This is a genomic window from Coleofasciculus sp. G3-WIS-01, from assembly GCF_040223135.1.
Taxonomy (GTDB): Bacteria; Cyanobacteriota; Cyanobacteriia; order Cyanobacteriales; family Coleofasciculaceae; genus Coleofasciculus.
This window is the reverse complement of record NZ_JAVJZI010000249.1, coordinates 13,387-38,758: the sequence shown is the minus strand read 5'-3', so window position 1 is coordinate 38,758 and position 25,372 is coordinate 13,387. Positions and strand designations below refer to the sequence as shown.

Annotated in this window: 20 protein-coding genes; 13 read left to right on the top strand and 7 right to left on the bottom strand. The window is 46.1% G+C overall.

The features are described 5' to 3' along the window. Nucleotides 1–272: 272 nt before the first annotated feature. The gene (topA, locus tag RIM23_RS26420) at nucleotides 273–2,462 is read right to left on the bottom strand and encodes a type I DNA topoisomerase (RefSeq protein ID WP_446370843.1); all 2,190 of its coding nucleotides are present in this window, start codon (nucleotides 2,460–2,462) and stop codon (nucleotides 273–275) included. A gap of 805 nt (nucleotides 2,463–3,267) precedes the next feature. On the opposite strand from topA, the gene RIM23_RS26415 reads away from it, so the two are divergent. Further along, complete coding sequence (locus RIM23_RS26415; RefSeq protein WP_446370841.1) at nucleotides 3,268–3,888, top strand: cold shock domain-containing protein; 621 nt, start codon at nucleotides 3,268–3,270, stop codon at nucleotides 3,886–3,888. A 206-nt stretch (nucleotides 3,889–4,094) separates the two neighbouring features. Here RIM23_RS26415 and RIM23_RS26410 read toward each other — a convergent pair whose 3' ends face one another. Then, nucleotides 4,095–5,372 carry a molybdopterin molybdotransferase MoeA gene (locus RIM23_RS26410; RefSeq protein ID WP_446370839.1) on the bottom strand — a complete coding sequence of 426 codons (1,278 nt, stop codon included), beginning with the start codon at nucleotides 5,370–5,372 and terminating at the stop codon, nucleotides 4,095–4,097. Nucleotides 5,373–5,863: 491 nt separating this feature from the next. Between RIM23_RS26410 and RIM23_RS26405 the strand changes: the two genes are divergently transcribed. The 4 genes from RIM23_RS26405 (at nucleotide 5,864) to proB (ending at nucleotide 9,691) form a co-directional block, all read left to right on the top strand. Continuing rightward, nucleotides 5,864–6,451 (top strand): DUF3727 domain-containing protein, encoded by a 588-nt coding sequence (locus RIM23_RS26405; protein WP_446370837.1) that lies wholly within the window; start codon nucleotides 5,864–5,866, stop codon nucleotides 6,449–6,451. 9 nt (nucleotides 6,452–6,460) lie between these two features. Beyond that, nucleotides 6,461–7,549: an endolytic transglycosylase MltG gene (gene mltG, locus RIM23_RS26400; protein WP_446370835.1), complete on the top strand. Its 1,089-nt coding sequence runs from the start codon at nucleotides 6,461–6,463 to the stop codon at nucleotides 7,547–7,549. Nucleotides 7,550–7,749: 200 nt separating this feature from the next. After that, nucleotides 7,750–8,313 carry a YqeG family HAD IIIA-type phosphatase gene (locus tag RIM23_RS26395; RefSeq protein WP_446339400.1) on the top strand — a complete coding sequence of 188 codons (564 nt, stop codon included), beginning with the start codon at nucleotides 7,750–7,752 and terminating at the stop codon, nucleotides 8,311–8,313. A 262-nt stretch (nucleotides 8,314–8,575) separates the two neighbouring features. Continuing rightward, nucleotides 8,576–9,691 carry a glutamate 5-kinase gene (gene proB / locus RIM23_RS26390; RefSeq protein ID WP_446370847.1) on the top strand — a complete coding sequence of 372 codons (1,116 nt, stop codon included), beginning with the start codon at nucleotides 8,576–8,578 and terminating at the stop codon, nucleotides 9,689–9,691. Nucleotides 9,692–9,863: 172 nt separating this feature from the next. Here proB and RIM23_RS26385 read toward each other — a convergent pair whose 3' ends face one another. The 3 genes from RIM23_RS26385 to RIM23_RS26375 form a co-directional block, all read right to left on the bottom strand. Beyond that, nucleotides 9,864–11,969 carry a M3 family metallopeptidase gene (locus tag RIM23_RS26385; protein WP_446370833.1) on the bottom strand — a complete coding sequence of 702 codons (2,106 nt, stop codon included), beginning with the start codon at nucleotides 11,967–11,969 and terminating at the stop codon, nucleotides 9,864–9,866. 425 nt (nucleotides 11,970–12,394) lie between these two features. Further along, nucleotides 12,395–12,826 carry an HHL1-like protein gene (locus RIM23_RS26380; RefSeq protein ID WP_446370831.1) on the bottom strand — a complete coding sequence of 144 codons (432 nt, stop codon included), beginning with the start codon at nucleotides 12,824–12,826 and terminating at the stop codon, nucleotides 12,395–12,397. Between the two features lie 280 nt (nucleotides 12,827–13,106). Next, nucleotides 13,107–13,445 (bottom strand): hypothetical protein, encoded by a 339-nt coding sequence (locus RIM23_RS26375; RefSeq protein WP_446370829.1) that lies wholly within the window; start codon nucleotides 13,443–13,445, stop codon nucleotides 13,107–13,109. Nucleotides 13,446–13,521: 76 nt separating this feature from the next. Between RIM23_RS26375 and RIM23_RS26370 the strand changes: the two genes are divergently transcribed. Together RIM23_RS26370 and RIM23_RS26365 are read left to right on the top strand one after the other, a co-directional pair. Then, entirely contained in the window at nucleotides 13,522–13,767 is a 246-nt protein-coding gene (locus RIM23_RS26370) for a hypothetical protein (protein ID WP_446370827.1), read from the top strand. Continuing rightward, entirely contained in the window at nucleotides 13,764–14,891 is a 1,128-nt protein-coding gene (locus tag RIM23_RS26365; RefSeq protein ID WP_446370825.1) for a LuxR C-terminal-related transcriptional regulator, read from the top strand. Before RIM23_RS26370 ends, RIM23_RS26365 begins: the two co-directional genes overlap by 4 nt. A 179-nt stretch (nucleotides 14,892–15,070) precedes the next feature. Here RIM23_RS26365 and RIM23_RS26360 read toward each other — a convergent pair whose 3' ends face one another. Further along, nucleotides 15,071–15,607 carry an N-acetyltransferase family protein gene (locus RIM23_RS26360; RefSeq protein WP_446337274.1) on the bottom strand — a complete coding sequence of 179 codons (537 nt, stop codon included), beginning with the start codon at nucleotides 15,605–15,607 and terminating at the stop codon, nucleotides 15,071–15,073. Nucleotides 15,608–15,655: 48 nt separating this feature from the next. On the opposite strand from RIM23_RS26360, the gene RIM23_RS26355 reads away from it, so the two are divergent. Together RIM23_RS26355 and RIM23_RS26350 are read left to right on the top strand one after the other, a co-directional pair. Then, on the top strand, nucleotides 15,656–16,960 hold the full coding sequence (locus RIM23_RS26355) for an ArsB/NhaD family transporter (RefSeq protein WP_446370823.1): 1,305 nt from the start codon (nucleotides 15,656–15,658) through the stop codon (nucleotides 16,958–16,960). 270 nt (nucleotides 16,961–17,230) lie between these two features. Then, complete coding sequence (locus tag RIM23_RS26350; RefSeq protein ID WP_446370821.1) at nucleotides 17,231–19,099, top strand: PAS domain-containing sensor histidine kinase; 1,869 nt, start codon at nucleotides 17,231–17,233, stop codon at nucleotides 19,097–19,099. A gap of 339 nt (nucleotides 19,100–19,438) precedes the next feature. Here RIM23_RS26350 and RIM23_RS26345 read toward each other — a convergent pair whose 3' ends face one another. After that, nucleotides 19,439–20,746, bottom strand: a complete 1,308-nt coding sequence (locus RIM23_RS26345; RefSeq protein ID WP_446370819.1) for a septal ring lytic transglycosylase RlpA family protein — start codon at nucleotides 20,744–20,746, stop codon at nucleotides 19,439–19,441. Between the two features lie 452 nt (nucleotides 20,747–21,198). Between RIM23_RS26345 and RIM23_RS26340 the strand changes: the two genes are divergently transcribed. The 4 genes from RIM23_RS26340 to RIM23_RS26325 all read left to right on the top strand — a co-directional run bounded on the left by RIM23_RS26340 (nucleotide 21,199) and on the right by RIM23_RS26325 (nucleotide 25,358). Beyond that, nucleotides 21,199–22,182 (top strand): pyruvate dehydrogenase complex E1 component subunit beta, encoded by a 984-nt coding sequence (locus RIM23_RS26340; protein WP_446337280.1) that lies wholly within the window; start codon nucleotides 21,199–21,201, stop codon nucleotides 22,180–22,182. A gap of 177 nt (nucleotides 22,183–22,359) precedes the next feature. Next, entirely contained in the window at nucleotides 22,360–23,766 is a 1,407-nt protein-coding gene (gene secD / locus RIM23_RS26335) for a protein translocase subunit SecD (RefSeq protein WP_446370817.1), read from the top strand. 188 nt (nucleotides 23,767–23,954) lie between these two features. Then, the gene (gene secF, locus RIM23_RS26330) at nucleotides 23,955–24,923 is read left to right on the top strand and encodes a protein translocase subunit SecF (protein ID WP_446370815.1); all 969 of its coding nucleotides are present in this window, start codon (nucleotides 23,955–23,957) and stop codon (nucleotides 24,921–24,923) included. Nucleotides 24,924–24,941: 18 nt separating this feature from the next. Continuing rightward, on the top strand, nucleotides 24,942–25,358 hold the full coding sequence (locus RIM23_RS26325; RefSeq protein ID WP_446370813.1) for a hypothetical protein: 417 nt from the start codon (nucleotides 24,942–24,944) through the stop codon (nucleotides 25,356–25,358). Nucleotides 25,359–25,372: the final 14 nt, after the last annotated feature.

The window sequence follows — 25,372 nt, the reverse complement described above, 5'->3', positions numbered from 1 at the left end:
CTTATCAATGGATAATTAATAATTGATAATTGACAATTGATTAATTGGGTCTAAGACCTCTTCGTTTACGAAGAAATTAAAAAAGATTTTCCTTAATTTCAATCCTCTTCTTTTAAGGAGAGGTCATTATCCATTGTTCATTATCCATTGTCAATTTTTGAACGCCCATCTAGGTGTCAAAACGAAAGCACTTTTTGTCGTAAAATGGATTTAAACCCTTGTATTGTATAGTTCCCGCCTTAATACAGCAAGCCCTGCATCGCCATCATCCATCACTTTTTCACTTCCCCAAACTTGGGACTCCAAAACGTCCCCTTTTTCGTCCAAAAGTAAGCCACATTTTTGCATTTCCCCTGGCGAGACTTGGGATTCCCACAACGCAGCATTTTCTTAGACTCACCCTCTTTCTCATATTCATACAACTCCAACGGCTTCCCACAACTCGGACAAGCATACTCCGTTAACTTGGCTGGCTTGGCTGGCTTGGCTGGCTTCGCTTTCGGTGCAGGGCGATCTGAACGCGGTAACTCATACTCCCCAACTTTGGCATTCCAAAACATTACCACCCCACATCCCCCTTGGCGATTATCGCAACTGAGGAAATGATCCGCTTTCAGCTTCTGAGACTGAGAAAACACCTTAGTCATCAGATGTTGACATTTAGGACAGGGATAATCCGTGGATTCCGTTCTCGGACGCCGTTTCGATTCACCCTTCGGAGTAGACTGAGTTTGACTGGATATCTCTGGGACTTGGGCAAACGCCGAGTTAAGCGCCGGAGCAAAATAATCCCGATTCCATCCCGTCAAATAACATTCCCAATCTAACTTCCCTGACGCGATCGCATCTAAATCCGATTCCATCTTAGCTGTAAATTCTGGCTGAATTAGATCCGGTAACACCTGTGCCAAAAATACATCCAATTCCATCCCCAGTTGCGTCGGCTGCAATTTCCCTTTGCCTAACTGAACATAGTTACGCGCTTTCAACGTCTTAATTGTCGGCGCATAGGTGCTAGGACGACCAATTCCAGAACGTTCCATCGCCTGCACCAGTTTGGGTTCGCTGTAACGGGGTGGCGGCTGCGTCTGTTTCTTGTCTGCACCCGCCTTATCTAAGGTCAATGGTTGACCCTGCTGTACTCGTGGTAATTGGGAATCGGCGGCAATATTATTCCAATAGCGAGTATAGCCCGGTATGATTAACACCTGTCCCCTAGCTTCCCAAAATACATCCCCCGATTGGGTGATAATCCGAGTTTTGGATAATTGAGCTTGACAGCATTGAGTTGCGATCGCGCGATTCCAAATTAAATCATACAGTTTTGCCTCATCCCTTGTCAGTTGAACCGATAATTGCTCTGGTGTGCGTTCAACATGAGTAGGACGAATCGCTTCATGGGCTTCTTGCGCCCCGGATTTAGAGCGATGGGAGGTTACTCTAGAGGGTACATTATCTGGGTCATGCTGTAAAAGCCATTGTTTTGCCGCCTGACAAAACTCTGGAGACAACGCCACGGAATCCGTCCGCATATAGGTAATATGCCCAGCTTCATAGAGGCTTTGGGCAATTTTCATCGTCACTTCCGGATTCAGCTTGAGTTTAGCACCGGCAGATTGCTGAAGCGTAGAAGTTGTAAATGCGGCGGGGGGAGATTGTTTAACTGTCTTCCCCTCCACTGTGACAACATGATGGGAATGAGAACGCGCTATCGCGACTAATTGATCCGCCTCGTCCTGAGAGAGTACCCGCTTCCCTTCCGCTACTGGATTCTCTTCTCCCGTATCATCCGGCTGATTCTTCGTGTTCCTAGAATTCTCTTGCGGCTGAGTTCGACCCGCGTAAAGGGCTTTAAATCCCTCCTGATATTCTACCCACACCACCCAATAATCCTGGGGTTTAAATGCCAGAATCTCTTGTTCTCGCTGCACCAGTAGATGTAAGGTAGCACTCTGCACCCGTCCCATGGACTTGCCGCCGTTATTCAAGCGCCAAACTAATCGACTCCCTTTATATCCCACCAACTTATCCAAACAATCCCTAGCACGTCCTGCGGCGATAAGGTTTGAGTCAATAGTTTTCGGATGTGCGATCGCGCGTTCTACGGCGGATTTAGTAATCTCTGTGTAAGTCACCCGCAGGGGATTCTTCAATCGCAATTCTTGGCTCAAATGCCAACCAATCGTTTCTCCTTCTCGGTCTGGGTCAGTCCCTAGGTAAATTCGGTCGGCTTGGCGGACAGCAGAGCGCAACTCCGATAAGATTTTCTTAGCTTGTGAACTGCGGGGAACATAGCGACAGTGGACGTGGGAACCCTCCAAATCAAACCCTAGAGAATCTTGACCATCATCAGCTAATTCCCGAACATGACCCATGCTGGCTTTAACCGTCCAGCCAGCACCGAGAATGGATTTGAGTTTTTTGACCTTACCGCCTGATTCGATAATTAATAGATTCGCCATGGCTGTTGGCAAGAGATGATGGAGCAATATAGAGGTATGCCCGGAAAGGGGTTCGATGACCCAAAAATTGGCACAGCTAAATTGCCAGAGTTGACATTTTGTGTATTATATGCCTATTAGGTCAAAATTTGGGACGCGATCGCACAGAAAACCCAGCCTATACGATAAACCAACATCAACTTAAACTGAATGGTACTGACTTAAGCTCAACGTGGAGAGCGGGAGTCCTCGGAACCTCAACTCTCGTAAGCCGAGGAGGGACAGCGGGACGCCGCAAGAATGGAGGCGTCCAATCCCTTCCCTTTAAGCCGAGCATAATTTGCATGAGCGCTTGAGTAATTTAACTTTATTGGGACTGAGTGGATTACTATTTAAACCCCGTCTAGATTATAAACTGAAATCAATCTTATGGGAGAGGCAAACGAAGCCGAAATTATTTAGTAAAAATTATTCGAGACTTCTATCTCAAATCTATATAATTCGATAGAAATCTTGAACCAGATCGCCTTGTTAACCTGATTACAGTGGTGTTGCAGAGGTTCACAGCAATAGAGACCTCTCGCACCGGATGAAAATAACATAACAGGAGGATATAATATGTCTGCGACAGGATTACCAGCATTTGACACCACCGTTAAAAAAACAAATACTTGAGTCAATGATGTAGCCGCAGAACTAGGTTGGGAGAACAAAGAGAGAGCCTTCCAGGTATTGCGCGTCACCTTGGACGCTTTGCGCGATCGATTGATAGTATAAGTCGGTGCGTAATGTAATTATAAATAGCTGAATTGAGGACTGATAATTTATGCAAATTCCATTAGAGATTTCCTATCGTGATGTGCCAAAAACTGAAGTTTTAGAGGCATTAGTACGGGAAAAAGTCGGTAAGTTGGAGCAGGTTTGCGACCACCTTAATAGTTGCCGCATTGCGATTGAACAGGCACACAAAAACCCCAATAGCGGTTCCCCCTATCGGGTAAGAATCGATATGACAGTACCACCAGGTCACGAACTTGCTGTGGTCGAAAATCCCGGAGAAGGAAATCAGTATCAGCCTGTAGAAACAGTAGTGCGTAACGCCTTTGAGTCGGCACGGCGCCAGCTTATCGAACTCACCGAACGGCAGCGAAATGAGGTCAAGAGTCATCCTACTCAGGAAATGACGGCAATAGTTACTAAGTTATTTCCAGAAGAAGGGTACGGCTTTATTAAAAGCCTGGAGGGTCAAGAAGTCTATTTCCACCGTAATAGTGTCCTCCATGATGACTTTGACCGCTTAGGAATCGGTACAGGCGTCCACTTTTTTGCCGAGGAAGGCGAACAGGGACTGCAAGCCAGTACTGTGCAGATTGTGAACAAGCCGGGTGAGCGTATTTCCAAAGTTGATGAATTGGAAATTGAACCGCCCCTCGGTTGGAACAAATAGATTAGCACTTGTGTAGGGGTGGGTTTCACGATTATCGTTTCTTACATCACAACAGATGCGACTAAACCCGCCCTAACCGATGTGTTCCAGACTTGCAACCGTAAACCCGCGAAGGCGGGTGCAAGTTTGTGTAGCTGCGGTTACCCTACAAGAAGCCGCTCCGCGTCTACAACTGCCCCATCTTAAAGGATGTTTCCTCATCAATCTCAACGAGAGAATTCAAAGCCCACCGACAAAACTTGTACCGTTTCTCCTTCTGGAATCAAGGTTTGACCAACGGGTATCATAGCCAGACCTGTGGTTTGGGCTAAATTAATTAAATTACCCGAACTGTGACTCCCACCCGCCAGATTGAATTCATAGTTTCCCTCAACTAATTGAAGCTGACCCCACAAATAGGATTCTCGACGCCCATCAGATTTGAGTTCATTACGAGAGATGGCGTTGATAAACCTGGGCTTCCATCGTTGCATTGGCAAACCAGAACGCTTTCTCATCGCAGGTTGCACAAATCGCCAACAACTGACTAAGGCAGATACTGGATTTCCGGGTAGACCAAAATATAATACTGGATGCGATGAGCCTTTTTTCTTCCCCTGATGAGGCGGGAACGTCGCCACGGTTAAGGGTTTACCAGGTTTAACCGCAACCGAACGAATATGAATCTCAGCACCCAGTTGGGCTAAAATTTCATCTACATAGTCATAATCTCCCACAGAAACGCCACCTGTAGACAGAACCATATCAGCGGCGGGAATCGCTTGAGAAATGGCTTGCTTCAGGGCGTCTGGTTTATCGCGGACAATCCCCTGTACCTTGGGGATTCCGCCACAAAGAGTCACCCAAGCGGCTAGGGCGTATTGATTGGAATCGACAATTTGACCCGGTTGCAAGGGTTGGTACGGCGTAACCAGTTCATTCCCCGTGGAGAGAATAGCGACTTTGGGACGGCGATAGACGGTGAGTTCCGTACATTGGGCGGCGGCGAGGACGGCAATTTCTGGCGCACCCAGTTGAATTCCTGCGGCTAAAAGGGGTTCTCCAGAACGGTAAAATGATGCCTGATGACGCACGAAGCCTTGAGGTTTCGGTGTTTGTAAGATTAAAACATGGTTATCCTCACGCAATGTATATTCCTGCATCACCACTGTATCGGCGCCCTGTGGCATACATGCACCGGTGAAGATACGCGCAGATTGTCCGGCTGCAATAGTTTTTTGCGGTTGATATCCGGCGGGAATCTCTTCGACGAGTTCTAAACGTATTGGTTGCTGTTCACTAGCCGAGTGTACATCAGCATAGCGCACCGCATAACCATCCATAGCAGAATTATCCCAGTGGGGAAAATCCAATTGGCTAGTTACAGGAGCAGCCAAAATGCGACCTGTGGCGGCGGATAGGTCTATAATTTCGCTGTCTAACTGGGAGTCTAAGGGGTGGATGAGATCTAAGATAATCGATTCGGCTTGGTTAACGGGTAGCATGGGTTTAAAGGAAATCAGAAGCGGGATTAATGTTCGATTTTACTGTTAAGTAAAGGTCACTAGAGTTCAGTTCAGATTGAGCAGAATTCTGGGATGGGCTTGAGGCGCGATCGGGCATGAGTTAGTAGGGGTAACACCTCTTGCCCCCAGTAAAGTCGAATTAATCAGAAAAAGTAATGGTTTATGCGTAGCGTAAATGATAAACTTCGGGGCATCGAACCCCTCAGTTTATCCGCTATCCCTCCCCACCACGACTCGCAAGCAGGGTGGGGAGGACCGCGAACACGTTGACAAAAACCTGGTTATCTTTTAAACCAGTCCCCCAAGGGCGGGGAAGATGGGGAAGATGGGGAAGATAAGATGGGGATGGCGAGCGAGTTAGGTTAAATTCCTGATTTTGAGTTCATCTGCCGTGATATTCTAAGACTTTGCCACTTGATCCCCAGGATCGGGCAAGTTTTTTTTACTCCATGATCCTTGACAAAAACAGCATGTTCTCATCTAACTTTCCCCAAGACAATGGACAATCTGGTCACAGTAGTAGTAATGTGACGCTCACCGATGAAGCGGGGCGATCGCTCAGTTGTTCTATCGAGCATTCTTTGAATGTCGAAGGCACCGACTATTTACTCCTCCTCCCCGTGGATTCACCCGTAGAACTTGTCGCCTGGGATGAGGATGATCAAGCCGATGATTTAGCGGACGCTACCCTTATAGAAGACGAGACAGAAATCGATGAAATCTTCTCAGATGCCCAAGCGGTTCTAGCTGAACAAAATCTCATCCTGAAACGCACAGCGTTTACCCTAACCGTCGCGGGTGAAATTCCGCCAGTGGATGAGGACGAGATTCTCACCATTGAACTCGCCGAAGAAGATGTGGAACTCGAACCAGAACAATTGCAATTGTTAGCAAACTTTTACCATGAAGAACAAGAGTATGGAATTTACACCCCCCTCGATCCCCTGCTCTTTTTCGCCAAGCGCAACCCTACAGGTCAATTAGAACTATTATCTCCCGAAGAATTTCAAAAAGTCCAACCGCTTCTGGAAGAGTTATTATTTGAAGATTTAGATTAAAAATGACAAATGACAAATAGAACAATTCAACAATTCTCTAAGTGGACTTACTATCTTGCCTTACTCCCAGTAACCATGGGAATCAGTTTATGGCAGGGGTGGGCATGGTGGAGTTGGGTACAGTCCCCTCCCCTCCTCGAGCAATCATTAGACACATCAACCAATACCCTACAAATTCAAATTCCCTCAGGAACCGCCGCCCAGCAAATCGGTTTTGATTTAGAAGCGGCGGGTTTAATTCGTTCGGCAAATGCTTGGAGACTCTGGAGTTATTGGTTAAAACTGCAAGAACCAGAGGGTGGATTTAAAGCCGGCACCTATAAACTCTCCCCCAGTCAACCCTTATCCGAAGTTGCCCAAAAAATTTGGACGGGTGAAGTGATGCAACTCTCGTTCACGATTCCCGAAGGGTGGTCCCTCCAGCAGATGGCAACCTATTTTGAATCCCTAGGATATTTTAAAGCACAAGACTTTCTCTCGGCGGCGAGTCAGATTCCAGAGGATCAGTTTCCGTGGTTACCCAGTAACTTACCGCACCTAGAAGGCTACTTATATCCTGACACCTATCAATTACCGAGCGATCGCGTCACGCCCCAACAAATTATTAACCAAATGCTCAAACAATTTGAGCAGGTTGCTTTACCCGTGTATCAACAGGGACAACAGCAAACTCAGCTAAGTTTGCATGAGTGGGTCACTTTAGCCAGTATCGTAGAAAAAGAGGCAGTCGTTGCTGATGAACGTCCCCTCATTGCTGGGGTATTTACCGCCCGTCTCCGCCGAGGGATGAAACTAGAATCTGATCCTACTGTTGAATATGGATTAGGTTTTCGCCAAACGGCAGATCAGCCCCTGACTTACGCCCAAGTGAGAACACCATCTCCTTACAATACCTATCTCAATACTGGCTTACCGCCTACCCCTATTGGCAGTCCACGATTAGACAGTTTAGCAGCCACACTCAATCCCCAAAATACCGACTATCTCTTTTTTGTTGCCCGCTATGATGGCACTCACTTATTTAGTAAAACTCTAGAAGCCCATGAAGCGGCAAGAGACGCCATTCGTCAACAACGGCAAGCCCAGCAAAATGAATAATATCATGTTCGGTTAAATCTATACACTTTAGTATTGGCTAAGGCAGAAGGCTCCAGGACACAAAGCAAAAGGAAAGTGATCGCGAAGACTGCTACGCTATATGAAGCAGGAACACTGCGACAACCATTAAGTAGGTGGGAATGAAATTACTGGCTGAGGACAAATCACGGCTTATGTCTTGGGTATCAAACTTAGAAAATATGGCTTGGGTATCAAACTTAGAACCTGACTTAGTTTTGGGAGGTCCGATCTTGAGTTTGACTCGAGAGATCCTGCAACACCATACGCTTAAGGGGTTAGTGCTGGATGTGGATGAAACCTTGGTTCCCCTGAAAGCCTCCCAAGCCTCAGAAGAACTAAGGGTGTGGGTTGAAGAAATTAGACCCGTAGCCTCCCTGTGGCTGGTGAGTAATAATCTGAGTGAGACGCGGATTGGTGGGATTGCTAATTCCCTAAATCTGCCTTACATCCATGGTGCAGGTAAGCCATCCCGACGCAAATTAAAGAAAGCCGCCGCCGCGATGAATTTGCCTGTAGAACAAGTGGCGATGGTAGGCGATCGCTTGTTTACAGATGTCTTAGCCGGTAATAGACTCGGTATGTTTACCATCCTCGTCGAACCGATGATAGACCCCACTCAAAGCGCCTATTCTTCTCCCATTCGCGACTTTGAAGTCTGGATCTCTCAAATTCTTGGGGTATCACTGCCCAGTAAGCAACATAAGTTTACAAAAAATGATAAATCAAGACAAACTGAAATATAAAGAAAAGATTATAAAAAAGCAGACCGCCAAAAAGTCATGAGATTCTAATAATAGTTCAAATGGGGTCAGCCACTATAAAGACCCTAACCATAAAAAAACAACTGTTATAATTCCGTTGCGAGCGTCAAATCCCTTGAATTAAGGTGATTTGGCGCTCTATTGTATATTAGTGAAAGAAATGGGGGAGCAGAGGGACTCCAGGTGCAGGGGAAGCAGGGGGAGCTAGGGAAGATGGGGAATGTTAAACGAATGACAAATGACAATGACTGAAACAATTGTTGTCAAAGTTGGTACATCGAGTTTGACCCATCCAGAAACTGGTCAGCTTGCGCTTTCAACGATTGCGAGACTAGTAGAAACACTGACAAGGTTGCGTTCCTCTGGCTATGGTGTGGTCTTAGTTACCTCTGGCGCAGTGGGAGTTGGTTGTGGACGATTGGGATTAAAGACTCGTCCTCAAACCCTCGCCCTCAAGCAAGCTGTGGCGGCTGTGGGTCAAGGACGGTTAGTGCGAGTCTATGATGATTTATTTTCCAGTCTCGATCAAGCGATCGCGCAAATTCTCTTAAGCCGCCAGGACTTAGTACAGCGCAGTTGTTACGTTAATGCTTACGCGACATTTCGAGAACTATTGCAGCTTGGCGTCATTCCCGTGGTTAATGAAAATGATACCGTCGCTGTAGAGGAACTCAAGTTTGGCGATAACGATACCCTCTCGGCTATGGTTGCGAGTTTAATTGAAGCCAATTGGTTATTCTTATTAACCGATGTTGATCGACTCTATTCGGCTGATCCGCGTCAATTCCCCGATGCTGAACCCATTACCCTGGTGAGCCGGATGGAAGAGTTAGCCGAACTTCAGATACAAACCGGGAACGCGGGTTCCCAGTGGGGAACGGGGGGAATGGTGACCAAAATTACCGCCGCCAGAATTGCCACGAGTGCAGGAGTGAGAACCGTTATTACTCAAGGACGACATCCAGAAACCATCGAAAAAATTTTACAGGGAGAACCATTAGGGACGCAATTTGTCCCCCAACCGCGAACCGAAAACGCCCGCAAGCGTTGGATTGCTAACAGTTTAGTTCCGGCGGGTAAGCTGTATTTAGATCAGGGTGCGGTGAGGGCAATTTGTCAAGGGGGTAAGTCTCTATTAGCTGCCGGAATTACCGCCATTGAGGGTAATTTTAACGCCTCAGATGCGGTACAGCTTTGTGATAGTAATGGGGTAGAAATGGCTAGAGGATTAGTCAACTACAGCAGTCTGGAATTACAGAAAATTCGGGGACATAAATCAGCAGACATTCCCGAAATTTTGGGCTACGGTGGTGCAGAAACAGTCGTGCATCGAGATAACCTGGTTTTGAGTAATGTCTGAACAATGCAACGTCTCTACATAATTCATCATTGCGCCTCATTCCGTTAATTCGCCCTATTGTTGGAAAGAAATCTAACACACGATGGCGGCGTGACACAGACAAAACCCGCCTCACCTTAATGCTGGGCTAACGCGGGTTAAAAAATATTAATTTTAATTCAGGATTAGATCCTCAAGACGCAGTCACTAATCCACTATGCCGCAGTAACGGTTCCGTACTTGGTTCCCGTCCCCGAAATTTCTTGAATACCTCCATCGGTGGCACACCACCACCTAATGCCAGTACCGTATCCCGATACCGCTTCCCTGTATCCGCTACGGCGGCTTCATTCTCTAAACCGACCTCCTCAAAGGCGGCGAAGGCATCCGCACTAAGAACTTCTGCCCATTTATAACTGTAATACCCAGCCGCATACCCACCAGCAAAGATGTGGGAAAAGGCACAGAGGAAGGAATCTTCCGGTAAGGGTTGTAACACTGTGGTGGTTTTAGCAATACGGTGACGCACATCAGCTGGACTTTCCTCCCCACCGGGCTGATAGCGGTGGTGTAGTTCGATATCTACTAAACTAAAGTGTAATTGTCGTAGCATAGCACTACCACTCATGTAAGTACGGGCTGCCAAAAGTTTCTGATAATAATGCTCTGGCAGGGATTCCCCAGTTTCGTAGTGCTTCGCCATTCCCATCAGCGTGGGGCGATCATAACACCAGTTTTCCATAAACTGGCTGGGTAGTTCCACGGCGTCCCATTCCACGTTATTAATTCCTGCTGCCCCAGCATAATCCACCTTGGTAAGCATGTGTTGCAAACCATGACCAAACTCATGGAATAGTGTCTCGACTTCACCAAAGGTCATTAGGCTCGGTTTACCATCAACGGGTGGCGTTTGATTGCAAATTAAATAGGCGATCGGTAAGCGAGTTGTCGTTTTCCCTGCTTCCGTCAGTTTGGCACGACCCACACAATCATCCATCCAAGCCCCCCCACGCTTCTCGGCAGGGCGGCTGTAGGGATCTAAATAGAAGAACGCGATCGCCCCCCCTGTCTCATCTGCTACTTGGAAATAGCGGACATCCTCATGCCAAACCGGAGCAGGTTCATCCGCAGGCGTAACCGTAACCCCAAATAGCCGCTTAATTAAGGCAAACAAGCCATCAAGTACTTGAGGTAAAGGTAAATAAGGACGCAATTCCTCCGCACTGAAGGCAAACTTTTCTTCCCGTTGACGTTCTGACCAAAAACTGATATCCCAGTGTTTCAAATCGCTGGCTTCTGGTGCGCCTTTAGCCGCCGCAAATGCTTTCAACGCTTCTAAATCCTTAACGGCGGCATCGTAACTAGCGCCACGGAGTTCTTCGAGTAATCCCTCTACTGCCTCAACATTGGGTGCCATTTTGCTGGCAAGGCTTAATTCAGCATAACTTCTAAACCCTAGCAGCTTGGATTTTTCTTGACGCAATTCTAGAATTCGCTCAATCAGGGGACTATTATCCAACTCTCCGGAGGAGGCGCGACTAACAAAGGCTTTATAGAGTTTCTCCCGCAAATTCCGACGGGTACTGTGCTGCATGAAAGGGACGTAACTGGGATAGTCCAGGGTGATGCGCCAAGGACCGTGCTCCGGAGTCGCCTTTTCTTCCCCGGCTGCGCGAGCGGCTTGAGCGGCTAAACTCTTTAAGCTAGGGGGTAAACCCTCTACCTCTTCTGGACTTGTTAGGGTCATGCTAAATGCCTTGGTTGCATCTAGGACATGGTTAGAGAACTTTGTGGATAGTTCTGCCAACTCCATCTGAATTTGGTTGAAGCGCTCTCGCACCTCCCCTTCAAGTCCTACACCAGACAGTTCAGCATCTTTAATGGCAGCTTCTACTATCCGCTTTTGGGCTGGCTCTAAACTGCGCCATTCATCCCCATCCCGTAAGGTTTTGAAGGCTTTGTAGAGGGGTTGACTTTGGTTAAGTGTGTTGATGAATTGGACGACTTTAGGCTGAACCGTTTCGTAAGCCTCACGCAGTTCTGGGCTATTTTTCACCCCCATCAAGTGACCCACGATGCCCCAACTCCACCTGAGGCGTTCTGTCAATGCTTCTAGGGGTTCCACTAAACCGTCCCAGGTTGGTGTTACCTTTTCCTCTAGGGCGGCTAATTCCTGCTGGAGTTCAGCTATTAGCTGCGTTATCGCAGGTACAACATGTTTTGGCTCAATCTGGTCAAAAGGGGGTAGTCCCTTTCCACGAAGTAATGGATTCTCAGTCACAGTTGGGTTAGCAATCATGGGTCGCATCGGATAATCAGACTGAAACGGCATGTAATGGCAATACAAGGCAAGCGAACTCTACACTTGTATCAACCCAACACCTGAACCCTCCCTGGGGAGGCGTTAAGGCGCGAAGATTAAATACTTAGCAAGAAGATTTTTTTCAGTCAGTGATCCTTATCATCGTTAATATGAATTTAAATGGTACAAGCCAAAGACTGAATTTATCCCTCAGTGCAGCCGAGGAAGCAATTTTCCAGACGTGCCATTCTGGTCTAGGAGCAGGGGAGAGCAGGGGGAATTCACTCACGCATTATGTCCGACTAGCGACGTGAAGGATCAAGTCGGGGCGGGCGCGAGTTACATCCCTTGTCAGGTAAGAAACGATAGTAGTTTCCGAAGTGAAGAGTCAAAACTCCCCCCATTCCCTCTTCCCCCATCACCTACTTACGCTGGAATACTGATGAGAAGCGTTCTTTGACTTGGCTGACGGTAGATTGAATCAAATTCCCTGGCGTTGCTTGGGGACGAATTGCTACAACGATGGGTTCGTCTTTAAACTCTTTGAGTCGATGACCATATTCCAACTCGCTTTGGCGCTTCCGCAGTTTGGGGAACAGCCGAAATATTCCTTTGAGTAACTCCTCTTCTTGCTCAAATAACGCCTGGTTGATTTGACTGCTGCGATTCACTGCCATTGAGCCAGCAGGTAACCAGGCTTTCTCTCCCTTGATGCGGACATAGATATTGAATTCTGGTAATCCCGACTTTTGCATTTCATCATACTTGCGGGAAGCGGCTACCCGTTTGACTTTGTTTTTTTTTACTTTGTGCTGTTTGGGTTGTACTTTGCCAAAGCCGAGTTGGGTCGTCATATTAAGTTCCTCCGAGAATGTCTTAACAAAAGTTTACCTCATTCTCATGAAACTTGTGCAGCCGACGTTTGGTGATGGGTCTGAAATACAGACACCACGCAAAACAAAGGGCGCAGGTCGGTCATTGGTATCAACTTAAGGCTGAAACCCTTCCTTAATAATCAGAGCTCCCCCCTACCCCCCTTTTTAGATCCCCCTTCCGTCCCCCTTTTAGATCCCCCTTCCGTCCCCCTTTTAGATCCCCCTCCCGTGCCCCTTCAAAAGGGTAGGTAACGGAAGCTTAAGGAGTGGTTTCAGAAGTTGAGTCCTCAGCCTTAGATTCACTCGTCTCGTCACCCATCGGTTTGTCTTCAGTCGCCTTTTCCATGTCTGCCTTGTCTTCAGTAGCTTTGTCAGACATGTCTTTGTCTTCAGTCGCTTTGTCCATGTCTCCCTTTTCCGCCGCCTTATCGGTTGCAGCAGGAGCAGCGTCTTCAGTTGCTGCGTTATCAGGGTTAGCTGGCTCAGTTTCCTCGATAGTCGTACTACCATCCGTTTCTGAGGGAGCGCTACAACCCGTGGCTAATCCCAGACTCAAAAGTGAAGCGATGGCAAATGTAGTAAGGTATTTAACGGTCATAGTCAACTTTTTTGGGTATCCAAGTGGGTTAGGCTTGCCAGACAATTACTGGCTTAAATGCAATTAAAGCGCATAAATGGGAATTTTGGTGAAAAATTTAGTATTTTCTCAAAGAATTACAAAAATTATGGCGCTGATGCCGCAAAACAACCTGTTCTTTGATATAATGGAATGTCTTAATGTATTAAAAGTTAAGTTAGCGCATTTTTCCCAACAAGATACACTTAGATTTTTTCTTCCTGGCACGCTTAGACAGTGGGAAACTGCTCCAGAATTTATCAAAATAAAAATAAACCCATCTAAGTTGCATCAGCGAGCATGAACCGTTGGCAGTTTACTGAAGCCTTTGAAGGATTAACACCACGACGCAGGCAGGTGCTGAAATTGCTCTTGGCTGGCGTTTCGGATCAGGATATCGCTCAATCGTTACATATTGAAACATCAACGGTGAGAAAACACGTTGAGAATCTCTGTTCGGCATTTGGTCTGAAAAATGAGTTTCCTGATGAACGGCGTTCTAAACGAGGAGAGCTAATTGCGCTGTTTGCTAAATACCAACCTGAACTCGTAACACGGCAAAGCCTGAGTGTCACTCACCAGGTGTCATCTGAATTTGTAGATGATGATAATCGAAAGATAGTGAGACGCGAGGAGACGGAAATTTGCGTGACGAGTGAAGTGAGATTAACGATTAAGGATGTGTCCGATTCTCCACTTAATAACCGCGATATATTTATCCTGATTGATCAGAGTGGTTCTATGGTGAGAAAGGATGAAGATACCGGAAAGCAAACTCGTTACGAGTATCTAGCAGAAGTTGTTGAAGGACATATCGCCGCCATTCTGTCAGTCGATTCTGAATCAGAGAATAAAGCAGATAAAAAAAATGCCATAAAGCAGGTTTGTCCGGCTAAAAATTGCGTTTCTGTTTACTTTTTTAGCCGGGAAAGAGTTAAACCTAAACCCATTGTGATTAACGATGCATCTCAAGTTTGGAAGCTGTTTGTCAAAAATAAACCCAAAACCAAAACCTTTGTTTCTCCGACTTTAAATCATTGTGTCAACACTTGGTTAACCGAAGGAAAACCCAAGGGGAAGGGAGCCTTTTTTATTATTTATACGGATGGTCATTTTGATGACGAAGAGGGCTTTGTTCAATGTATTGCTTCAGCCTGTACCAAAATTGAGGATCATAAAGATATTAAGTTTTTTGTTTTGGGATTAGGAAAAGATATTGACATTGAACATTTCTTGGCACTGGATTTTAATGTCAATCAGACGATGAAATTTAATATCTTTGTATTTGATTTGGTTAATGAAGTCGATGATATCATTGAGCTGTTAAAACGTCAGTTAACGGATGATCCGTATCTAGCATTTCCGGATTGGGTCAGAATCCGTCATCCTGATTTAGTTGAGAAGGTAATTAAAGGGAACAGGCAATAGGGAACAGGGAACAGGATGGCGACTGCTATAACTCAAAACTGAATAAGGGCGGGTTTTGCCAAAAAGTTAGGTAAAACAATTAGTGTTTGTCCTTAAACCAGCCCCTACAGACGCTTCAAAAGCACGTATCTACATTTCCTCACTCAACCAATGACGAACGACGAATAACAAATGATAAATCAACATACTCGACGTCCCATAATTACCAAGTCACGCTCAATTGAACCCATATCCGCTATTTGAGGTAAATAACCCCAGCGTTGGAAGCCATATTTTTGAAAGAGTTGCAGGCTGGGTTGGTTGTGAGCAAAGATTAAGGCAACTAAAGTATTGAGTCCTACCTTGGGACTGTGCTTGATGGCTCGTTGCAGCAGTTGTTCTCCTATCCCTCGACGCCGGAAATCAGGAGACACGTAGACGCTAAGTTCAGCCGTAGCATGGTAGGCTGGGCGTACTAAGAAAGACTGAAAACTGAGCCACCCAGCAATTTGACCTGTAGAATTAGATCGTTCATGGCAGTCCATGACCCAAAGGGGGTGTCTGGTTGGTGTATGTTCTTGATACCAAGCGATACGGCTTTCAACCGAGATAGGTTCCAGATCGGCGGTGGCAATACGACTGGGGACAGCCGAATTGTAAATCTCCACGATCGCAGGCAAATCTGCCTCAGTGGCGTCACGGATATACATTAAGACAGGATTAGGGCGACAAACCATAGAATATTGATGCTAAAGGGTTATCTGCGCTCAAACAGGCTTCTTTTTGTGGCACTATTGATTTTTCTTTTCACGCTCATTTTGATTATCTGGCAACTGCAAGGATTGGGTATCGGATTGGGTGCATTGACAGGGACGATGTTTACCCCGATTAGCGGTGTATCCTTTACCGAGGTTCTCACGATTATTGCAACGGTGGGAAACACTACCATAACGTTGATTGCCCTACTCATTCTGTGCCGGATTTTGGATCAAGCTGGGTTTTGGCGAGGGTTAGTGCTAAAATTAGCGGCTCTGGGGATAGGTCAAGGGCGTTTACTGTTCCTTTTGTTCACACTTTTGGGAGCATTGGGAACGATTGTTTTGACCAATGTGGGTATGGCATTAATCTGGATTGCTCCGGTGATGGAGATCCTTGTTCTACTACGCTTGGGGGCTAAAACCGCATTCGCTTTTGTATTTACGGTTAGTTTTATCACTGAAGCGGCTAGCTTATTGTTCCCTGTGAGCAATCCGGTCAATCTGCTTGCGGTAGACTATTTGGGGGTTTCTGGTTTTCGGTATGTTCTGGTCATGACCCCGGTAACACTGGTCGCGATCGCAACGAGTTTAGCGCTCCTCTGGTTCTACTTCCATCGTGACATTCGATGCACCTACGATCTCACTCACCTCCCACCACCACACCATGCCATTCGTGATCCGTTGGTTTGTCGATGGGGTATGGTTATCCTAGGCAGTCTACCTCTGGCATACTGGATGACCCAAGAACATTCTCTGCCAACTTCTATAGTTCCTGCGATCGCGGCGTTGATTCTGCTAGCATTGGCGGGACGTTGGTTTCCCTCCAATACCACACCGACTATTTCTGTGGGCAAGGTTTACCATGACATTCCTTGGCAATTGATCGGGTTTAGCGTCCTGATGTATTTTTTCGTCCTAGGTTTAGGTTACTTTGGGATGAGTCATGCTATCACCCATCAGCTAGAAACCCTCTCCAGTTGGGGGTTAACCCTGACAGCAATAGGAACAGGCTTTCTCGCAACTGGGCTTTCCAACCTATTTCAAAATTTACCCACCGTGTTGCTCAACGCCATAGCAATTTCCGACACAACCGGGAGTGATCCCGCCATTCGGGAAGTAATGGAGTACGCTAATGTAATTGGATGTACCCTTGGGGCAAAAATTACTCCTCTGGGCAGTTTATCAACGTTAATTTGGTTCAAGATTTTAGCGCGTAAAGGTTTGCGCCTGCATTGGTTTTACTATATTCGCCTCAGCCTAATTCTTACTTTACCGATTCTATTTCTCAGCTTGCTGAGTTTAGCCATCTGGCTTCCCTGGCTAATTGCCTAAGTTTTGATTTGTCTTTTGTCTCTTATTTGAAAAAATAAACCTAGCGATAACGATCCAAAAGCTTTATCATAACTCAAGGGTGTATCTGCTTGCCTGACCAAAACAGCTTTTGCCAAAAAACAGACAGACTTCAGACGTAAAGCTGTTATTAGGCTTTTCCGGATAATATAGCGACTCAGCCAAGTCGGTTTAGGCTATGAGAGAAATGTAGTACCATTTCGAGTTGCTCTCACTCGCACAATTGACTCTCATCAATCAGGTAAGTAATCGATGATCATCCAAACAGCAGAACCCCCTATTCTTAAATCTCAGGGAGATATAACACAAAAGAACCATGCGTTTTGTGGTAATCAAGACAAATTTTTAACTCTGACCCTCGATCTATTTTTCATTGCCAGTCCTGATGGCTATTGGCAGCAAGTTAACCCGATGTGTGAGCGAATCCTGGGATATAGTACCCAGGAATTTCAAGCACAACCCTGGATTGAATGGGTACATCCAGAGGATCGGCAAATGACCTTGCAGCAACTGCAAAAGCTCAAGGACTGTGAGGAAATTGTCTCCTTTGAAAATCGCTACCGCTGCAAGGATGGCTCCTATAAATGGCTGTCATGGAACATCACTCTATGCCCCAATCAGGACTTACTATATGCGGTTGCTCGTGATAATACCCAGCGCAAGGAAGCTGAAGCCGCACACCGGGAAAGCGAAGAGCGGTTTCGCTTATTGGTTGATGGTGTCAAAGACTATGCCATTATCATGCTCGATCCAGAGGGTAATATCGTAAGCTGGAATCCTGGCGCTGAACGAATTAAACAATATCACGCCGCAGAAATTCTGGGTCAACATGTCCGTTGTTTTTATACCCCTGAAGATATCGCCCAAGGACAACCCGGTAAGTCCTTAAAAATAGCCGCACAGCAAGGTCGTGTTGAAGAAGAAGGTTGGCGAATGCGTAAGGATGGCTCAACATTCTTCGCTAATGTTGTGATTACTGCCTTACGTGGGGAAGACGGACAATTACGTGGTTTTGCTAGGGTAACACGAGATATTACAGAACGCAAACTCGCTCAGGAATCGCTAAAACGAACAAATGATGAGTTGGAAAAACGAGTCGCCGAACGAACGGCTGAACTGTTGCAAATTAATCAGCGGCTCAAACAAGAGATTGCCCTACACCAGCAAACTGAAGCAGCGTTGGCAGAAGAAACTCACTACGTCACTGATTTATTACAGAAGCTGCAACAAGCTCAAACCAAACTGATTCACACAGAAAAAATGTCAAGTTTGGGGCAAGTGGTTGCTGGGGTTGCCCATGAAATCAATAATCCTGTCAGTTTTATTTACGGCAATATCGATTATGCCATCTGTTATCTGCACGACTTAATGGAGTTAGTCGAACTCTACGGTATTCACTATCCTCAACCCGTAGCCGATATTCAGAAACGAATCACAGAAATTGATCTAGATTTCTTGATGGCAGATATGCCAAAACTATTAAATTCAATGAAGGTGGGATCTAGCCGGATTCGCCAAGTGGTTTTATCCCTACAAAAATTTCTCAAGGCTGACCAAAATGAAATGAAGCCAGCCGATCTTCATGAAGGACTTGAAAGTACTCTTTTGATTTTGCAACATCGCCTGAAACCTAGCGTTGAGCATCCCGAAGTTACTGTGATTAAAGACTATGGCACATTGCCCCCAGTCGATTGTTATGCTGGGCAGATTAATCAAGTATTTATGAATTTGCTCACGAATGCTGTAGATGTATTGGAAGCTTCAGGTCGAGATACTCCCCATCAAATCAGACTTAGCACGGAGGTTCAAGATATTAGTATCAAGAAACCAGGAACAAGTTATTGCCAAAAAATACCTCATGCTGTGATTCGGATTGCTGATAATGGTTCGGGGATGAGTCAAGAGGTCTGCCAAAAACTTTTTGATCCATTTTATACTACCAAACCCCTGGGCAAGGGAACCGGATTGGGTTTATCAATTAGCTATCAAATTATTGTAGAAAATCATGGGGGTCAGTTAACTTGTTGTTCTCAACCGGGTGTTGGATCAGAGTTTGTTATCGCTATTCCAATTAATCCAATAATCACAAGGCTTCCTGAACTTTCATTGACGCCAAGTTAAAGATTGGTGATGTTGATGGGGTACCCAACGCGCTCGCTAGTCGGACATGGCGTTTGACTGTGTAGGGGCTCTTTTCGCTACTATCGTCTCTTACCTCACCAGGGATATGACTCGCACCCGCCCTATCTTCCCCATCTACCCTATCTTGTCTGTCTCATCCCTCATCCCTCATCCTTTCTCGTGGTTTCATAACTGTAGCAGGTAGGTTGGGTTGAGGTAACGAAACCCAACGTTTTACTGGGTTTGTTGGGTAACGCTGGCGCTCTACCCAACCTACAATTTTTCTAAACTAAACCCGCCCTATCTTCCCCATCTACCCTATCTTGTCTGTCTCATCCCTCATCCCTCATCCCTCATCCTTTCTCGTGGTTTCATAACTGTAGCTTCAAAGGGGATAACTCCGACTTTTTCACTCTGAATAGAACGAGCGGCTTGTCGAGATAAATCCAGGGTTCTACCCGGAATATAAGGACCGCGATCATTAATGCGTACAATCACACTATGACCATTTTCTACATTTTTGACCTTCAGATAGGTATCAAACGGTAAGGTAGGATGAGCCGCCGTCAGATCGTGCTGATCATAAATTTCTCCAGTCGCCGTGTACAGACCATGAAAATATTGTCCGTACCAAGATGCTACACCTTCAATGGTATTTGAAGTTTCGACTAAGTTGTACATCTGCTTTTGGGCGTCTGCCAAACTTAATGGTGATTGCCCTAAAGCTAGACGCAAATTATTTGCCCATTCAATTGCGAGAAGTTCTCGATGCTGATCTAAGTCTTTAGTTAAGATATCATCCAATTTTAATAATACGCGATCGCCTGCTTTCATTACAGGTATTCCATCAGACAGCATGGCTCGTACCGATGAATTTATCTCTGATACATCCGATGACTCACAAAACAACAGCGTGAGATTTTGTGCCATCTGTTCAGCTTGCTTTTGAGTCGGCAATTGGGCAATCGCTCGTCCTTTAACCACAACCTGGAATTGCTGCTGCTCTGCTGAATGTTCTAGTTTATTACTCCTTTGGGTATATTGCAAAAAGCCTCGTTTTCCCCTTCTTGTCTGACTCTTGTTTCTGCCACGAACTCGTGTTTGAGAGTGAGAGCTGATGACAACTATAGACTCAGCCGAAATTTTGTCTTTTGAGACAACGGGTTGACCCCAAGAAAATAAATTCTCGATCATTTTCCAGATTTTCTGGGGTAGACTAGCATTTGAGAGACGATTGGCAGATGAATAATTTACTGAAGCTGATGAAGAATGATAGATGGATTTGGATTTACCCCCATCATCCGGGGAATCTGACTTGGCTGGACAGGTAACAGGTTGAGCTGTGCTATCCCTAAATGGATGAGCCGCAACCGTAGCCGTCTCGGCAAGGGGAAATGGTAAACTTAAATCATGAGTTAATCCTGAATAGGCAAGTGCAGTTACTTGAGACTTGTTAGACCAGACTTCTGAATCAACTGGGGATGAAAAAACACGAGGTGTTGGTTGTTCTAGTGGGCTGTTAACAACGGATAAAACTTTAGCAGGCAAAGCATTGGCAATATAATCGGGTACTCTGAATAGACCTTGGCTGGATGCCAGCAAACAGCTCACCCAGGATGTTGTCCAAACTAGTCCAAAAAAAGTCATGATCTTGAATATAGTCCTGCTGTAAAATGCACTGCCTTGACTCACACAGTCATTCAGTATACAGAAATCTGTAGTTTTGCGCTCCCTTTTAAGAAAATTTACTCAAAAACAATTCCTAGAGGCAGAGTAACCTGATGATTGATTGCCTTTTTGACAATGAACAAAATTTATTGCTCTGGCTTACCCATATAAAATTCTAATTGGTTTTATGAAATATTATTAATTAATAAAACCTAAATAGTTTAATTTTTATAGTAGAACATTCGTCATTTGTCATTCGTCATTCGTTAGGCAACAGAGAACAGGGAACAGGTAATTGAAAAGCAGTTTCAGGTCTTATGCCATTGGTGCTTGGGCAATTCTCCCTCATCTTCCCCATCTCCCCGCCCTATAGCTTCCCCTGTTGCATGGGCAATGCTAGGATGACATTTGCCGCTTCTGGTGAGGTATTGATGGCAGAAACACTTTTCTTTAATGCGTTGCGTGCAGCTATTGATGAAGAAATGGCTCGTGATGACACGGTATTCGTTCTCGGTGAAGATGTGGGTCACTACGGTGGGTCATACAAAGTTACCAAGGATCTGTATAAAAAATACGGTGAACTGCGGGTTCTGGATACTCCCATTGCCGAAAATAGTTTTACAGGTTTAGCCGTGGGCGCAGCGATGACGGGGTTGCGACCGATTATTGAAGGCATGAATATGGGCTTTCTACTCCTGGCATTTAACCAAATTGCCAATAATGCTGGGATGCTGCGTTACACGTCTGGCGGTAATTTCAAAATTCCCATGGTGATTCGCGGACCCGGTGGGGTGGGGCGTCAGCTTGGGGCGGAACATTCTCAACGACTCGAAGCCTATTTTCAAGCGGTTCCGGGTTTAAAAATTGTCGCCTGTTCAACTCCTTACAATGGCAAGGGATTGCTCAAAGCGGCGATTCGGGATGATAATCCGGTTTTGTTCTTTGAGCATGTTCTCCTTTATAACTTAAAGGAAGATTTGCCAGAGACGGAGTATGTACTACCTTTGGATAAAGCCGAAATTGTCCGAGAGGGCGAAGATGTTACCATTCTTACCTACTCACGGATGCGTCACCACGTCACCCAGGCGGTGAAGTCTCTGGAACAAGAAGGGTTTGATCCAGAGGTGATTGACTTGATTTCCCTGAAGCCCTTGGATTTTGAAACCATTGGCGCGTCTATTCGCAAAACCCATCGGGTAATTATTGTGGAAGAATGCATGAAAACTGGTGGTATTGGGGCGGAGGTGACTGCATCAATCAATGAACGGTTCTTCGATGAACTGGATGCTCCTGTCTTGCGGCTATCATCTCAAGATATCCCCACTCCCTATAATGGCACTCTGGAAAGCTTGACCATTGTCCAACCCCAGCAGATTGCTGAGGGAGTAAAAAAGATGCTGGAACTGCAGATTTAAGCCTGTTGAGGTTCATCGTTCGTTGGGCGGTGAACCATTACTTAAGATGAATGGCACGCTCAGATGAGGCTGGTGGGCACTGCCCACCCTACATCACTTATAGGGCGGTGAGTGTGAATAGTGCAAGATATGAGTAAAAAGAGATTATCATAGCATTTGTTGCGGCGGGTCATAGTTATGCAAAGACAGCGTTCGTTAGTAGCCCTGATTCTAGTCCTGATCATTCTGGCAATTGTGGTGCTGGTGAAGATTCCTCTCCAGCAGGGACTCGATTTGCGGGGTGGCGCACAACTGACGATTCAGGTAAAAACCACAGAGGAAATTCCCGAAATTTCGCCGGATCAGTTGGAGGCTGTTAAAAGTGTTGTTGACCGTCGAGTTAATGCTCTGGGTGTTTCTGAATCTCAAGTCCAAACCATTGGCTCAGACCAAATATTGGTGCAACTCCCTGGTGTGAATGATCCACAGCAAGCCGAACGGGTGCTAGGGGGAACCGCACAACTTGATTTCCGCAAGCAATTACCGGGTACAGAAGCACAGCTTCTGATTGAAGAAAATGTGCGCCAGGAACTGCTATTTGAGCAAGCCGCTCTACGGGAGAGTGAAGAAGGTGGTGATCAAGAGGCGATCGCAGAAAATATAGCGGCTTTGGAACGCTCGGACGCCGCGATCGCACAATTGTTTGAGAAGACAAATGTAACTGGGAAAAACCTGGAATATGCCCGCGCTCAACCGACTCAAGCCGGAAATGGTTGGGAAGTCGCGATCCGATTTGATGCTGCAGGGGGACAAGGATTTGCCGAACGGACGAAAGACTTGGCGGGTACCGGTCGCAGTATTGGCATTTTCCTGGATGACTCCCTGATCAGCGCTCCCACCGTGGGTCCAGAATATGCGGAAACGGGTATTAGTGGCGGCGGTGCTGTAATTACCGGGAATTTTGATGTGCAAAGGGCGAGTGACTTAGCCGCTCAACTTCAAGGTGGTGCGTTACCGTTACCCGTAGAAATTGTGGAAAATCGCACCGTGGGGGCTACCCTGGGACGAGATAGTATTCAACGCAGCGTTTATGCAGCAATTGGCGGTTTAATTTTAGTCTTGGTGTTCATGGCAATCTACTATCGTCTCCCCGGTTTAATTGCTGATGTTGCTCTGACTATCTACGCCCTACTCACCCTAGCCACATTTGCCCTGATTGGTGTCACCTTAACCCTTCCAGGCATTGCTGGGTTTATTCTCAGTATCGGGATGGCGGTAGATGCGAATGTGCTAATTTTTGAACGGACGCGAGAAGAATTACGCGAGGGAAAAACCCTGTATCGCTCTGTGGAATCAGGCTTTTATCGAGCATTTTCCAGTATTTTAGACTCGAACCTGACGACTCTGATTGCTTGTGCGGCTCTATTTGGGCTCGGCTCAGGTTTAGTTAAGGGCTTTGCCGTTACCCTAGGGATTGGAGTTGTAATCAGTATGTTTACTGCTGTTACCTGTACTCGCACGTTCATGCTGTTGTTGGTTTTAGGATTTCCTGGGGTACGCCAGAAGCCGGAACTGTTTTGTCCGAATCTGATATCGTCTCAGTAAGAATGCAGGGGGAGCAGGGGGAGCAGGAACGGGTGAGAGGTATTCGTAGGGGAGAAGCATTCGCGCCCAAATATGTCGGTGTTGTGTCAAAGACAAGTTCGCGAATGCTTCGCCCAATCCCTAATCACCGATTCCCTAATCACCAATCAACAAATGACGAATGACTAATGACAAATGACTAATGACAAATGACCAAATTTAGTGTAATCAAACAGCGATCGCTCTGGTGGATAATTTCCGCCGTAATTATCTTGGCTGGTATCGTTTCGATGGCGATTTCCACGGCACAGCTGGGAGCCCCTCTGCGCCCCGGTCTCGATTTTGTTGGCGGGACACGCCTACAGGTTGAACTTGATTGTACTGTACCCGGTAACTGCGACCAACCCATAGACCTGGCACAGGTGCGTGAGGTTCTCAATGAACAGGATCTGGGTAGTAGTACGATTCAGCGTATCGGTGCTCAACAACAAGGCTTGACGATTCGTACCAAAACCTTGGATGTTGAACAGCGCACTGAGTTACGCAAAGCTCTCAGTGAAACCATTGGCGCATTTGATCCCGAATCGACTCAAATTGATACCGTAGGTCCCATCCTGGGACGGCAGTTATTTACATCCGGTTTACTGGCATTACTCGTATCCTTTTTCGGTATTCTTGCCTACCTCTCCTTGCGGTTTAAGTTTGACTATGCTTTTTTGGCTTTTATTGCTTTACTTCACGATGTCTTGGTCACTGTGGGTATTTTCTCCATTTTGGGTTTAGTCCAAGGTGTAGAGGTTGATAGCCTTTTTGTCGTCGCTCTCTTGACAATTATTGGATTTTCTGTTAACGATACCGTAGTTATTTATGATCGCATCCGGGAAGTGATTGCCAAGCATCCCGACCAACATATTGATCAAATTGTTGATGATGCGGTTAATCAAACCCTAAGCCGATCCATCAATACCACCTTAACTACCCTACTCTCCTTAGTGTCTATTTTCTTGTTTGGCGGAGAAACCCTAAAATATTTTGCCCTAGCCCTAATTGTGGGGTTTATTGCAGGTGCGTATTCGAGTATTTTTGTTGCCAGTACCCTCTTGGCATTCTGGAGAGAGCGCACAGGTCAAACCCAAGCCACTCAGGTTATCGAAGCTGAATTTCCCGACAAAATGTAATTGGAATTGCCCTTAATAATGGAGCCGCCAGACACCCAGACTTCTCAAACAAGTCCAGATCACCTTGATCCAAGATTAAGAGTAAAAATTCAGCGACTCCATCAACTCACGGTTTATGGTCGTTGGTTATTTGTGGGTATCCTTTGGATTAGTATAGCTCCACTTAGTCTCTGGGGTTGGCGTTATGAGTTATCGTTGTTGCAAGAGCATTTTACCTGGTCAGGTTTACGGTATAGTATTGCATTTAACCGTCTGCCTATTTTAGGTCTAGCCCTCTGCATTGGGATGACGACGGCGGTTTTAGTTTGGCAAAGTCGTAATATTCTATTCGGAATTCCGCCCGCCGAAAAACAGCGCTTGGCGCATCAGGTGCGTCGGATTTGTCATCAAGGTCCAAGTCATCCCCTGTGGAAATGGGTTTGCGATCGCACTTAAGTATCCTAATGCGG